At 75.2% G+C, this 13076-nt stretch carries 13 protein-coding genes; 9 read left to right on the top strand and 4 right to left on the bottom strand.

Going from position 1 to position 13076, the window contains the following annotated elements; translation table 11 throughout:
• The first annotated feature begins 34 nt into the window (after positions 1-34).
• Positions 35-769, top strand: a complete 735-nt coding sequence (locus tag ASF78_RS07380; RefSeq protein WP_056586235.1) for an IclR family transcriptional regulator — start codon at positions 35-37, stop codon at positions 767-769.
• Here the strand turns inward: ASF78_RS07380 and ASF78_RS07375 are convergent.
• Positions 766-2160: an NAD-dependent malic enzyme gene (locus tag ASF78_RS07375; protein ID WP_056586233.1), complete on the bottom strand. Its 1395-nt coding sequence runs from the start codon at positions 2158-2160 to the stop codon at positions 766-768. The genes ASF78_RS07380 and ASF78_RS07375 overlap by 4 nt on opposite strands.
• 34 nt (positions 2161-2194) lie before the next feature.
• Here ASF78_RS07375 and ASF78_RS07370 point away from each other — a divergent pair, with 34 nt between their 5' ends.
• Positions 2195-3016: a Fic family protein gene (locus tag ASF78_RS07370; protein ID WP_082494839.1), complete on the top strand. Its 822-nt coding sequence runs from the start codon at positions 2195-2197 to the stop codon at positions 3014-3016.
• 266 nt (positions 3017-3282) lie between these two features.
• Here the strand turns inward: ASF78_RS07370 and ASF78_RS07365 are convergent, their stop codons facing one another.
• A complete protein-coding gene (locus tag ASF78_RS07365) occupies positions 3283-4089 on the bottom strand; it encodes an HAD family phosphatase (RefSeq protein WP_056586227.1) in 807 nt (268 codons plus the stop codon).
• A gap of 298 nt (positions 4090-4387) precedes the next feature.
• Between ASF78_RS07365 and ssd the strand changes: the two genes are divergently transcribed.
• Genes ssd through ASF78_RS07345 form a run of 4 tightly spaced genes read left to right on the top strand, consistent with a single transcriptional unit; the run spans position 4388 to position 7690 of the window.
• On the top strand, positions 4388-5152 hold the full coding sequence (ssd, locus tag ASF78_RS07360) for a septum site-determining protein Ssd (protein ID WP_082494838.1): 765 nt from the start codon (positions 4388-4390) through the stop codon (positions 5150-5152).
• Positions 5149-6348 (top strand): TadA family conjugal transfer-associated ATPase, encoded by a 1200-nt coding sequence (locus tag ASF78_RS07355; RefSeq protein WP_056586224.1) that lies wholly within the window; start codon positions 5149-5151, stop codon positions 6346-6348. Before ssd ends, ASF78_RS07355 begins: the two co-directional genes overlap by 4 nt.
• Entirely contained in the window at positions 6345-7142 is a 798-nt protein-coding gene (locus tag ASF78_RS07350) for a hypothetical protein (protein ID WP_056586221.1), read from the top strand. Before ASF78_RS07355 ends, ASF78_RS07350 begins: the two co-directional genes overlap by 4 nt.
• Positions 7139-7690, top strand: a complete 552-nt coding sequence (locus tag ASF78_RS07345) for a type II secretion system F family protein (protein ID WP_056586218.1) — start codon at positions 7139-7141, stop codon at positions 7688-7690. The genes ASF78_RS07350 and ASF78_RS07345 overlap by 4 nt, the downstream gene beginning before the upstream one ends.
• 63 nt (positions 7691-7753) lie before the next feature.
• Here ASF78_RS07345 and ASF78_RS07340 read toward each other — a convergent pair whose 3' ends face one another.
• Positions 7754-8929, bottom strand: coding sequence for a VOC family protein (locus tag ASF78_RS07340; protein ID WP_056588326.1), 1176 nt, complete (start codon positions 8927-8929; stop codon positions 7754-7756).
• Between the two features lie 273 nt (positions 8930-9202).
• Here ASF78_RS07340 and ASF78_RS22950 point away from each other — a divergent pair, with 273 nt between their 5' ends.
• From ASF78_RS22950 to ASF78_RS07325, 3 genes are read left to right on the top strand one after another with little or no spacing between them, the layout of a single operon-like run.
• A complete protein-coding gene (locus ASF78_RS22950; RefSeq protein WP_056586215.1) occupies positions 9203-9745 on the top strand; it encodes a DUF4244 domain-containing protein in 543 nt (180 codons plus the stop codon).
• A complete protein-coding gene (locus ASF78_RS07330; protein WP_056586212.1) occupies positions 9742-10092 on the top strand; it encodes a TadE family type IV pilus minor pilin in 351 nt (116 codons plus the stop codon). The genes ASF78_RS22950 and ASF78_RS07330 overlap by 4 nt, the downstream gene beginning before the upstream one ends.
• Positions 10089-10463: an Rv3654c family TadE-like protein gene (locus tag ASF78_RS07325; protein WP_056586209.1), complete on the top strand. Its 375-nt coding sequence runs from the start codon at positions 10089-10091 to the stop codon at positions 10461-10463. Before ASF78_RS07330 ends, ASF78_RS07325 begins: the two co-directional genes overlap by 4 nt.
• Positions 10464-10480: 17 nt before the next feature.
• On the opposite strand, the gene ASF78_RS07320 is transcribed toward ASF78_RS07325, so the two are convergent.
• Entirely contained in the window at positions 10481-13042 is a 2562-nt protein-coding gene (locus tag ASF78_RS07320; protein WP_082494959.1) for a DEAD/DEAH box helicase, read from the bottom strand.
• Between the last annotated feature and the right edge of the window lie 34 nt (positions 13043-13076).

Genomic DNA, 13076 nt, shown 5'->3' with positions numbered 1-13076 from the left:
GTCCCCAGCGATTCTGTCTGGTATCCCAGACACTATGCCCAGCGTCCCCGCGGCCGACGCGACCCTCCGGCTGCTGCAGCACCTCTCGCGGACCGGCCCGCTGCCGGCCGCCGCGCTCGCCGTCGCGCTCGACCTGCCCCGGTCGACCACCTACCACCTGCTCACGGTGCTGACCGAGCACGGCTTCGTCGTCCACCTGCCCGAGGAGCACCGGTACGGTCTCGGCCTGAGCGCGTTCGAGCTGGGCTCCGCGTACTCCCGACAGGCGCCGCTGGCCCGCGCCGCACGACCCGTCCTGGCCCGCCTCGTCGACCAGGTCGGCGAGAGCGCGCACCTGGCCGTCCTGCACGGGCGCGACGTCCTCTACGTCGTCGAGGAGCGCGCCGCCGGACGGCCGTCGCTCGTCACGGACGTCGGCGTGCGGCTGCCCGCGCACCTCACAGCGAGCGGGCGCGCGATCCTCGCGCACCTGCCGCCGGCGCAGGTGCGGGCGCTGTTCCCCGGGCGGGAGGCGTTCGTCGACCGCACGGGCGTCGGCCCGCGACGGCTGTCCGAGCTGCGCGCGATCCTCACCGACGTGCGCCGCCTCGGCTGGGCGTCCGAGCGGGGGGACGTCACCGCCGGGTTCGCGTCCGTCGCGTCGGTGGTGCGCGACCACACCGGCCACCCCATCGCCGGGCTCGCGGTCACGTTCGCCGACGGGGACGTGCCCGACGGGCTCGTGCGGGCGACGCAGCGGGCCGCCGTCGAGCTCACCCGACGGGTCTAGACCTCGATCGGGGTCTGCGCGGCCTTCGTCACGGCGGCCGCGACGACCGTCGTGACCTCCGGGTTGAACACGCTGGGCACGATGTACGTCGGGTTGAGCTCGTCGTCCGTGACCACCGACGCCAGCGCGTACGCCGCCGCCAGCAGCATCGCGCTCGTGATCCGGTGCGACTGCGCGTCCAGCAGACCGCGGAAGACACCCGGGAACGCGAGCACGTTGTTGATCTGGTTGGCGAAGTCCGAGCGACCCGTGCCGACGACCGCCGCGTACTGCGCCGCGTCGTCCGGGTCGACCTCGGGCCGGGGGTTGGCCAGCGCGAACACGATCGCGTCCGTCGCCATCGTCGACACGTCGTGCCCCGTGATGACGTCCGGGGCGGACACCCCGATGAACACGTCGGCGTCCCGGAGCGCGTCCGGGATGCTGCCCGAGATGCCGCGCGGGTTCGTCATCGACGCCGTCCAGAACAGGGACTCGTCCAGCCCCGGCCGGTCCGCGCGCACGACACCCTCGATGTCCGCGACGACGACGTCCTTCGCGCCCGCCGCGAGCAGCAGCTTGAGCACCGCGGTGCCCGCCGCACCTGCACCCGACAGGACGATCCGCACCGTCTCCAGGTCCTTGCCGACGACCTTCAGCGCGTTCGTCAGTGCTGCCACCACCACGATCGCCGTGCCGTGCTGGTCGTCGTGGAACACCGGGATGTCCAGCCGCTCCCGCAGCCGTCGCTCGATCTCGAAGCACCGTGGCGCCGAGATGTCCTCCAGGTTGATCCCCGCGAACACCGGCGCGATCGCGCAGATCGTGTCCACGATCTGATCCACGTCCGTGGTGTCCAGCGCGATCGGGAACGCGTCGATCCCCGCGAACCGCTTGAACAGCACCGCCTTGCCCTCCATCACCGGCAGGCTGGCCAGCGGCCCGATGTTGCCGAGCCCCAGCACCGCGGTCCCGTCGGTGACCACCGCGATCGTGTTGCGCTTGATGGTCAGGCGGCGCGCGTCCTCCGGGTGGGCCGCGATGGCCTCACACACCCGCGCGACCCCCGGCGTGTACGCCATCGACAGGTCGTCGCGGTTGCGCAGCGGCACCTTCGACTCGATCGACAGCTTGCCGCCGAGGTGCATGAGGAACGTGCGGTCGCTGACGCGGTCGACGACCACACCGTGCAGGTTCTTCAGCGCCTCGACGATGTCCGCGGCGTGCTGCTCGCCGCGCGTCGCGCACGTGACGTCGACCGTCATCTGCTCGTGCCCCGACGCCGTGACGTCCAGTGCGGTGACGATGCCGCCGGCCTTCTCGATCGCCGTGGTGAGCTCGCTGACGGCGGTCGGCCGGGCCTGGACCTCCAGGCGCGCCGTGATGGACGAGGAGACGCTCGGGGAGACCATCCGGACATTGTGCCGCGCTTACTAGGGTGACGGCGTGACTCTTGCCCCGTTGCTCGCCCTGCCGGGGGTTGCCGCCGCCGTCGACCACGCCCGGGTCGCGTGCGAGGAGCTGCGCTGGCACGAGGCCTACCGCCGCCGGTGGCGCGAGGTGCGGGCCGAGGCAGGGCTGCGGGCGACCCGCGCGTCGTGCGAGATCGAGGGCGTCCGCGTGCCGTTGTCGCTGGTGCGGTCGCTGGCCACCGAGGGCGGGAGCGAACCCGTGGTCGTCGGTGCGCTCCGGGCGACCGCCCTCGTGGAGCGCTGGATGCCGGCACTCGGCGACCGCGGCTCCGTCGCGCTCCCGCCCCTGGGCCAGCTGCTCGCGCAGGTGCACGTCGCCGCGACCGGTGGGTGGCTTCCCGATGCGTCGGTCGGCCGGCTGCGTACGACCGAGCAGCCCGGTGACCTGCGTGGACTCGGGCCAGGGCTGGTCGGTGAGGAGCTCGCCGCCCGCGTCGAGCTCCTCGGCCGGACCGTGCAGGAGTCCACCGCCCCGGCGCTCGTCCTCGCGGCCGTCGTGCACGGCGAGCTCCTCACCCTGCGACCGTTCGCCGCCGCGAACGGGGTCGTCGCCCGCGCGGTGGCGCGGCTGCTGCTGACCGCGCGGGGCCTCGACCCGACCGGGTCGCTCGTCACCGAGACCGCCTGGGCCGCGGCGCTCAACCCGTACCTGGGTGCGGCAGCGGGCTTCGCGACGGGGACGCCCTCCGGGGTGGCTGCCTGGGTGCGCGCGTACGGGCAGGCGGTGTCGGCCGGCGCGGCCGAGGCGCGCGTGATCGCGGACGGCGTGCTGGCGGGCTCCCTGCCGACGTCATGACGAACGACGGCGCCCCTGGGGGCGCCGTCGCCAACAGCCGACCGAAAAGGTGATCAAGCGTGCACCGGTGTCGGTCGCGACGGGTCCAGCCCGGTCGACCTGCCCATAGGTGGGCTCTCCTGCGCGTGGGTACCTTCACGGTCATGCAGTTGTGAGACCTGTCGTACCTCACATCCCGGACCAGCGGAACCCGTGGCGACGACGCCGCAGGCCACGCCGACCCCGACGCCGGATGCTGGGACGACTGTCCGTGATGCGGGACGCGTTCAGCGGGTCCGGCGACGCCGGCGCACCGCGATCCACGTGACCACGACACCCACCACGACGACGGTCACGACGCCCGCCGTCGCGATACGTGCCCGCCGCGGGAACAGCGGCACCGGCCGGACGAACGACAACGTCCCCCACCCCCGCTCGACCGCCAGCCGGCGCAGCGCCCGGTCCGGGTTCACGGCGAACGCATGGCCGACCGCACCGAGCATCGGTGCGTCCGTGATCGAGTCCGAGTACGCGTAGCTGGACTGCAGGTCGTAGCCCTCGACCAGCGCGAGGTCCCGGATGGCCGACGCCTTGTTCTCCCCGTAGGCGTAGAAGTCGATCTCGCCCGTGTACCGGCCGTCGACCACGTTCATGCGGGTCGCGATGACGTGGTCCGCACCGAGGATCGCGGCGATCGGCTCGACCACCTCGGCGCCCGACGCGGACACCACCACCACGTCCCGGCCGGCCGCGTGGTGCGCCTCGATGAGCGCGACCGCCTCCGCGTACACGGTCGGGTCGATCGACTCGTGCAACGTCTCGGCCACGATCGACGACACCAGCGACACGTCCCACCCGGCGACCATCCGCGACAGCTGCGCGCGCAGGCGCTCCGTCTGGTCCTCGTCCGCGCCGCCGACCAGGTAGAGCAGCTGCGCGTACGCCGTCCGCAGCACCGAGCGCCTCGTGAGCAGGCCCTGGGCCAGGAACGGGCGGGAGAAGGCCGTGGCGGACGACGTCGCGATGATCGTCTTGTCGAGGTCGAAGAAGGCGGCCTCGCGCAGCACGTCAGGCTGCGTCGGGTCCTCGTCCATGCTGCTCCGCGGTGGTCGTCGTCGATGTCGGCGGCCCCGTGTCCGGGTGCCTGGCGGCTCGCGGTGAGCCTAGTGGGCGGGGCCGACATGGCGCGGCTGACGAGGCGGGCCGGGGGGAAGCGCGCCGGGCGATGGCCGACGAGTGGCGACGTGGCGCGGCGCCTCCCGAGCCGACCACAGCCCCGCCGACCCCATCGGCGTCCACAGAACGCGGCAGCGGCGGAGTCGGCGCCGCGACGCGCGGCAGTGTTCGGGGTGCGCCGGCGGTCAGGTCGGCACCGACGGAGAGGAGGCACCGATGACCCCCCTCGCCGGTGCCCGTCCCGTCCTCCCGACCTGGCCGTCGGTTGCCTCGACCCCGCAGCGCGCACTCGTCGTCGGGGTGGTGGGTGGGCGTGGAGGCGCCGGCGCGTCGACGCTCGCCGCGACCGTCGCCCGTCGTCTCGCCCGACGGACGGCGACCGTGCTGGTCGACCTCGACCGGGCGTCCGCCGGGATCGACGTGCTCCTCGGGCTCGAGTCCGCCGACGGAGTCCGCTGGCCCGACCTGGCGGACGCGCGCGGCGAGGTGTCCGGGGCGGACGTGCTCGCGCTGCTGCCGCGGTGGGGTGCGTGCGCTGTCCTCAGCGCGGACCGTGCCCGGCCGGGGGCGCCCGAACCGGCTGTCGTCGCCGACGTCCTGCACGCGCTGACCTCCGAGGCAGGGGCGCTCGTGCTCGACCTCGACCGCGCCGCGGTCGTGGCGGGAGAGTCGCTCGCAGGTGCGTGCGACGCGGTGCTCGTCGTGGCGCCGCGGGACCTGCGGACGGTCGCCGGCGTCCTGGCGATGCGTGCGCACCTCGGCCCACCGATCGTCCCGACATGGTTGCTCGTCCGCGGCCCGGCGCCCGGCGGGCTCGGCTCCACCGAGCTGTCCGAGGCGGTCGACCTCCCCGTCCTCCTGAGTGTTCCGACGGACCGCGCGCTGAGGTCTGCCCTCGAGCGCGGCGGGGTGCCCGACACCGGCCGGACGGCGCGCTCCGCCGCTCGCATCGTCGCAGCCCTGCACGGGAACCTGGCGTGAGCACTCTCGTCCGCGGCGTCGGACCGGACTTCCTCGACGCGGTCCGGACCCGGCTCGGTTCCCCCACCGCGTCCGACGGTGCCCTCGGCGTCGCCGTCGAGGCGGCAGCGCGCGACGCCGGAGCGGTGCTCGGCTCCAGCGCGCTGCGCTCCGTGACCCGGACCGTGCGCGACGAGCTGTTCGGAGCCGGTCGGCTGCAGGTGCTCCTCGACGACCCCGACGTCACCGACGTGCTCGTCAACGGGCCGCGCGACGTCTGGGTGGAGCGGGCGGGCCGGCTGAGCCGTGTCGACGTGGACCTCGGAGGTGCCGACGAGGTCCGAGCGCTCGCGGTCCGGCTCGCGGCTGCGGGCGGGCAGCGGCTCGACGACGCCTCGCCCGCGGTCGACGCCCGGCTGCCGGACGGCACCCGGCTGCACGCGGTGCTGCCTCCCGTCGCGGGCGCGTGCGCACTGATCAGCCTGCGGGTGGTCCGGAGCCGCGCGTTCACCGTGGAGCAGCTCGTCGCGTCGGGGACGCTCGCACCCGCGCTGGTGCCCGTGGTCCGCGCACTCGTCGCGACCCGGGCGAACCTGCTGGTCTCGGGGGCGACCGGCTCCGGGAAGACGACCCTGCTCGCCGCGCTGCTCTCGCTCGTCCCGCACGACGAACGCCTCGTGGTCGTCGAGGAGGCGGGCGAGCTGGCTCCAGCACACCCGCACGTCGTCCGGCTGCTCGCGCGGCACGCGAACGTCGACGGCGCCGGGCGGGTGGACCTGACCGACCTGGTCCGGCATGCGCTGCGCATGCGACCCGACCGGATCGTGCTCGGGGAGTGCCGTGGCGCCGAGGTCCGGGAGGTGCTCGCCGCGCTGAACACCGGCCACGACGGCGGGTGCGCCACGGTGCACGCCAATGCCGCCGCCGACGTGCCGGCGCGGCTCGAGGCGCTCGCGGCGCTGGCCGGGATGTCCCGTGAGGCTGTCGCTGCGCAGGCCGCGAGTGCGTTCGACGCCGTGCTACACCTGCGCCGGGCAAACCGGCGGTATGTCGCCGAGGTCGGTGTCGTGCGACGGGGTGCGTCCGGCGACCTCGAGGTCGCGTGCGCGATCCGTGTCGACGCGTCGGGTGCCACCACGTCCGGGTCGGCATGGCCGGCGCTCGCGGGCCGTCTCGGCCTTCCGGTGTCGCGCGCTGAGCTCGGACGGCCCCGGTGAGCGTCGTGGTCGGGGTGCTCGTCGTGCTCGCGGTCGTCGTGACGGCGGGGTTCGGTGGTCGCCGCGTCGGGCTTGGGGCGCGAGAGCGGCCCGTCGACAGGCCCGCGCGTTCGCCGGCGGTACCCGACCTGGCAGCCGTGCTGCTCGGTGTCTGCGCGCAGCTCCGCGCCGGGGCGGCACCGGCGGAGGCGTGGTCGCGGGCGCTCGGCACGGTGGCTGACGGACCAGGGCCGAGCATCGACGCGCTGCTCGCGGCGACGTCCGGAGCGGCGCAGACACGGGCTCGCCCACGCGTGGGGACCCGCCACGTCCGCACAGTCACTGGTCGACGCGGCCGGAGCAGGGTGCGCGGACGCAGCGATGACGGGGCGGTGCAGCGCGCCCGTGCGGTGCTCGCCGCCGCCCGGCTCTCCGACGAGCTCGGTGCGCCGCTGGCAGGCGTGCTCGAACGGATCGCCTCCGCCGTCGCGGCCGACGAGGAAGCCGACGGCGAACGCCGCGCGGCCCTGTCCGGACCGCGCTCCACGGCGCAGGTGCTCGCCTGGCTCCCTCTGCTCGGCGTGGCGTTGGGCGCTCTGCTGGGCGCCGACCCCGTGGGTGTGGTCCTCTCCGGTGGCCTCGGGACGCTGTCGGCGGTGCTCGGCGTCGCCCTGCTGGTGTCGGGGCGCTGGTGGACGTCCGCGCTCCTCTCACGGGCGGGTCGCGCCGGTGACGACCCCGCCGGTTCGCCTCGACCGGGACGGGCTCGCACGCGTGCCCCCGGCTCGCCCGCCGTCGCACGGACACCTTCGTGACGCCCGTCGAGCTCGCGGTGCTCGTCACCCTCTCGTGCGGTGCGGCGACCAGCCCGTGGTGGTGGGTCCGTGGGGCATCGGCCTCGCGAGAGCGGGCTCGACCGGCAGGTCCCGTGGTCGCGGCCAGGGCGATCGACGGGGTGCTGCTGCTGGACCTGCTCGACGTCGCGATCGGCACGGGGACGTCCCTGCCACGGGCGCTGTCGGCCGTCGGCGCGGCCGTGGGCGGTGAGCAGGGCGAGGAGCTGGCGCGGGGTGGGTCGGCGCTGCTGCTCGGAGCATCGTGGCAGTCGGCGTGGGCGGGCTCGGTCCTGACGGATGTCGTCGGCGCACTCGAACCCAGCTGGAGCACCGGGACCGCACCCGGTCCGGCCCTGCGCGGGCGCGCGGACCAGCTCCGCCGGGACCGCCGAACCCGCTCGCACACCGCCGCCGGTGCGCTCGGCGTGCAGCTCGTCCTGCCGCTCGGGTTGTGCTTCCTACCTGCGTTCGTCCTGCTCGGGCTCGTCCCGATGATCCTCAGCCTCGCGGGTGACCTGCTCCGGTGACGGCGAGCCGGACGGCACCCGGCTCCCGGCACCCGCGAGCGCGGAGCTCGGTCGAGCGCGCGCTCAGGGCCCGCTGACGACCACCAGCTCGTTGCCCTCGGGGTCGGCGACGCGCCAGCGGCCCTCCGACTCGTCCAGGAGCCGGCCACCGGCCGCCACGGTCGTGGCAAGGCGGGCCTGGGCGAGGTCCGACGGCACGGCGAGCTCGACGTGGAGGCGGTTGCGCTGCCGGCGCCGCTCCGTCTCCGACGTGTCGATCTCTTGGAACACCAGCTCCGGGTTCAATCGCCGCGGGTCGTTGATGTCGCTGTTCCAGTCTCGGCGGTCGGGGGTGTACCCGAGCGCGGCGACCCAGAACGCGCGGACGGCGGCGACGTCGGCAGCGTCGAAGAAGAGCTGCACGAAGCGCGGCAGCCCGTGGTCCGCCGTGGCCCCGAGGTCGCGCGCAGCTGTCTGGAGGTGTGCGGCGAGGTCGGTGAAGTCGAGGTCGAGGCCGTGAGCGTCGTCGACCCACTGGTCCTTGCCGCTGTCGAGGATCACGAGCCCGGGACGGAGGTCGACCAGCAACGGGAAGCCGGCGTCGTCGGCGAGCGCCGCCGCCGCGACGGTCAGGTCGCGCTGCTGCGTCGGTGAGGTGGCCCGGTAGCACGCCACCGCGCTGAACACCGCGTGCCAGTCGGACGTCTCGGTCCTCTCGCTGAGCGCGTCGCCCGGCACCAGGTCGACCTCGTTGCCGTCGGGGTCGGCGTGGCAGAGCCCGTACGCGCCGAACGCCTCACCGAGCCCGGCCTGCTCGACCCCCGCGGGCGGTCGCACCACGTCGAGGTGGATGCGGTTGCGCAACGGGCGTCGCTCGATCGACTGCCGGATCAGGAGCGCAGGGTCGCGCCGCACCGGATCCACCAGACTGCCGTCCTGCCCGGGCGCGTAGTCGAGTGCGCGCTGCCAGAACGGCGTCACCACCGGCGGGTCCGTGGACTCGAGCACGACGCTCAGGGCCTGCAGCGCGCCAGGGTTCGCGGGGAGCCCGAGCTCCCGCGCGGCCGTCGACACCGCCTCGGCGTGCTCGTCGGAGTCGAGGCGGACCCGGATGCCGGTAGCACGCAGGTCGACGACGATCTCGGCCGAGAGCTCGACGATGCGCCCGGCCAGCGCGGCCCCCTCGGTCAGCGAGGGCGCATCGAACCACGCCGTCGTGACGCCATCGAGCACCCGCCAGTCCGTCCCGGTCTCTCCCATCTTCTGCACTGTAGAGGGCACGTCCGACACACTCCCGGCGGAGCCGCCCTCGTCCCCGCCGGTGCCTCGAGAGGCACCGTTCCGGTGAGGCGTGGCCGCCGCGTCTCGGGACGCTTCCGTCGTCGGTGTGTCGTCGTCGTTCGAGACGTCCACAGCCCCGGCGGGTCGGTACCCGTCCCACCGATGTGCCTCGGCCACGCCCGCGCCACAGCCCCGCGGTCGACGCTGACGTGGCACCGCACAGACAGCGGCGCCCACGCGAGAGGAGAGGCCATGACGCACCACACCACGGACCAGGAGGCGGTCCGGACGGACCCGCAGGACGACGACCCGACGCCCGGGGGCGCGGCGCTGCGGCTCGCCCGCCCACCCGGCACCGCACTCGACGAGAGGGACCCAGCGGGACCCGACGAGAGCCGCTCGGCAGGCACCGACGCGACCTGCCCGGCGGGCCCCGACTCGAGCTGCTCGGCGGGCCCCGACGCGACCTGCCCGGCGAGCCGGCCCGGCTCCACGCGGCCCGTGCGCGCCTTGCCCGACGTCCGACGCTCGTCGGCCGGTCGCCGGGCCCTGCCCGAGGTCCGGCGCTCGCCGGCCGGTCGCCGCCGCCGACGGGTCCGGCGGGCCGTCCTGGCGTGGCACGAACGGGGTCGGCGGAGCCGGGCCGGGCTGGCGGAGGCGGGGATGGCGACCGCCGAGTACGCCATCGCGACGCTCGCCGCGGTCGGCTTCGCGGGGCTGCTCGTCGTGATCCTCAAGGGGAACGAGGTCAAGGGTCTGCTGCTCGGGATCATCCGGCAGGCGTTGTCGCTGTGACGAACGCGAGCCGGCGGGATCGCGGCAGCGTCACCGCCGAGCTCGCGATCGGGCTGCCCGCGGTCGCCCTGCTGCTGGTCGCGCTGCTCACGGTCGCGTCGGCGGCGATCGCGCAGACGCGGTGCACCGACGCCGCTCGGGCGGGGGCCCGTGCCGCCGCCCTCGGGGAGTCGGACGGGGAGGTCGTGACGACCGCGCGGCGCCTCGCCGGTGCCGACGCGGGGATCGCCGTGGCACGTGCCGACGAGTGGGTGACCGTCGAGGTGTCGTCGCCGGTCGGTGTGGCGTCGTGGGGCGGTTCGCCGCTGCGCGCCCGAGCGACGGCCGTGGCGCGGGTGGAACCGTGACGATCTGGCGTCGGCTGCCCCTCGCGCGCAGGGACGATCAGGGGTCGGGCACCGTGCTGCTGCTCGCGCTCGTCGCGGTCGCGCTGGTGGTCGCGGCGATGCTCGGGCTGCTGGCCTCCGCGCAGCTCGGTCGCGGGCACGCGCAGACGGCTGCGGACCTCGGCGCGCTCGCCGGGGCGGGCCGGCTGCTGGCCGGGGAGCCGGGCGACCCGTGCGTGACTGTCGCGGAGGCCGTCCGCCGCAACGGTGCGAGGCTCTCGTCCTGCACGGACGAGGGTGGCGGTGTCGTCAGGGTGCGCGTGGTGGTGTCTGGTGCGGCGGGGTCGGCGACCGCGTCCGCGCGGGCCGGCCCGGCATCGGCCCGCCGGTGACGGTCGGCCGGGCACGGTCAGGCGGTCGGGGCGTGGGAGAGGACGGCGGTGAGCAGGCGGATCGCCGCCGCCTTGTCGAGCGGGTTGTTCGCGTTGCCGCACTTCGGCGACTGCACGCACGCGGGGCACCCGGCGAAGCAGCGGCAGGCGGCGATGGCGTCTCGGGTGGCCCGCAACCAGGTCGCGCCGAGCGCGAAGCCACGCTCCGCGAAGCCGGCCCCGCCGGGGTAGGCGTCGTGCACGAAGACGGTGGCCTGCTCGGTGTCGACGTGCAGCGCGGTCGACAGCCCGCCGAGGTCCCAGCGGTCGCACGTCGCGAGCAGGGGCAGGAGGCCGATGGACGCATGCTCGGCGGCGTGCAGGGCGCCGGGGGTGGCCTCGACGGTGACCCCGGCGGCGAGGAGGACCTCGGCGGGGGCCGTCCACCAGACGGCAGTCGTGCGCAGGGTGCGGGCGGGCAGGTCGAGCTCCTCGGTGCCGAGCACCTGGAGGTCGGGGATGCGTTTGCGCTGGTACCCGAGGACCTGGGTGGTCACGTCGACGGACCCGAACCCCCAGGTGACCGGCCCCCAGGGCACCTCGGCGTCGACGGACTGGATCTCCGTCGTCGTGACCCAGCGCGCCCACGTGCCGTAGTCGACGTCGCGACGGGTCACGAGGGCGACGCCGTCCTCGAGCCGGAGCTCGTCGACGACGAACGACGCGCCCTGGTGCACGTAGACGGCACCGTCGTGGACGGTGGAGTCGGCGGAGGCGGCGTCGACCGTGCCGAGCAGGCGGCCGGTGACGGACTCGACCACGCGTACGGGGTCACCGCCGGAGCCGCGCAGGTCGGTCAGGCGGCTGGCCTGCTCGTTGTGGGTCCAGTACCAGCCCGACGGACGCCGGCGCAGGGTCCCGCGCTCGACGAGCTCGGCGAGCAGGTCGGCGGTGCGGGGACCGAAGAGGTCCAGCTCTTCGTGCCGCAGGGGGAGCTCGGCCGCTGCGGCGCACAGGTGGGGCGCCAGCACGTACGGGTTGGTGGTGTCGAAGACGGTCGCCTCGACGGGTGCGTCGAAGATGGCCTCGGCGTGGTGCACCAGGAACGTGTCGAGCGGGTCCTCGCGGGCGACCAGGACGACGAGCCCGTCGGTGCCGGCGCGTCCGGCGCGGCCCGCCTGCTGCCACAGCGACACCCGGGTGCCGGGCCAGCCGGCGATGAGGACGGCGTCGAGCCCGGAGATGTCGACACCCAGCTCGAGCGCGTTCGTCGTCGCCAGGGCACGCAGGGCGCCGGACCGGATCGCGGCCTCCAGCGCGCGGCGTTCCTCGGGGAGGTAGCCGCCGCGGTAGGCCTGCACCGACGTCGCGAACGTCGGGTCGATCTCCAGCAGGTGCGCTCGGGTGGTGGCGGCGACGGACTCCGCGCCGCGACGGGACCGTGTGAAGGCGAGCGAGCGGGCGCCTGCGGCGGTGAGGTCGGCCAGGAGGTCTGCGATCTCGGCCGTCGCGGTGCGGCGCGGCCGGTCGGAAGGCTCCGCGACGACCCGCTCGCCCGTCCCGAGCGGACCGGACCCCTCGACGGCACCCAGCAGACCGGCAAGGGCATCCGACAGGGCGACCGGGTCCTCGGCGCCGGGGAACGCGGGGGACGGCGTCGCGAGGTCCGCGCCGGTCGCCCAGATGTCGTCCGGGCCGGGAGGGCTCAGGTCATCGGCGCTGCGGGTCACGTGGCGGGGGAGCGCCATCGGGGTGGCCCAGGGGTCGTCCTGCGGCAGGAGGGCGGACCACGGGGCGTCGGAGCCGGGCAGCTCGGGCGGCTGCCACAGGACGAAGGTCTTGCGCCCGGCGGGGGAGGCGTCGGAGGTGACGGCCGTGACCTCGGACGGGTCGACACCGATCAGCCGCGCGGCGCTCGCGGCGGGGTCGGAGGTCGTGGCCGACGCGAGCAGGAAGGTCGGCGTCGCACCGTAGGACGCGGCGAGCCGGCGCAGGCGACGCAGGACCAGCCCGACGTGCGCGCCGAACACCCCGCGGAACGCGTGGCACTCGTCGACCACCACGTACCGCAGCGACCCGAGCAGCCGGGCCCACCGCCGGTGCTGGGGCAGGAGCGCGAAGTGCAGGAAGTCCGGGTTGGTCAGGACGACGTCGGCATGCTCCTGCACCCAGCGGCGTTCCTCCAGCGAGGTGTCGCCGTCGCAGGTGGACACCCGGACGTCGCGGGTGCGGCCGGCCACGAGGAGCCGGTCGAGGGCGGCGAGCTGGTCGGCGGCGAGCGCTTTGGTCGGGCACAGGTAGAGGGTCGTCGCGCGCCGGGTCACGGACTCGATCCGGCCGGGGTCGAGGAGCGACCCGGCGCTCACGGCGCGTGCCGTGGACAGGGCGGGCAACCAGAGTGCGAGGGACTTGCCGGACCCGGTCGAGGTGGCCAGGACGGTGTGCCGGCCGGACCAGGCGGCGTCGGCCGCCTCGACCTGGTGCAGCCAGGGGCGGTCGACGCCGAGCGCGCGGTAGCCCTGCACCAGGTCGGCGTCCGCCCAGGCCGGCCAGTCCGCCTGCGTGCCCGCCCGCGCGGGCAGGTGCCGGACGTGGGTCATCCGGTCCGAGCGGCCCCCGGCGGCGAGCAGCACG

This window comes from Cellulomonas sp. Leaf334 (genome assembly GCF_001424195.1).
Taxonomy (GTDB): domain Bacteria; phylum Actinomycetota; class Actinomycetes; order Actinomycetales; family Cellulomonadaceae; genus Cellulomonas.
The sequence above is the reverse complement of the archived record's forward strand: the minus strand, read 5'-3'. Positions and strand labels throughout refer to the sequence as shown.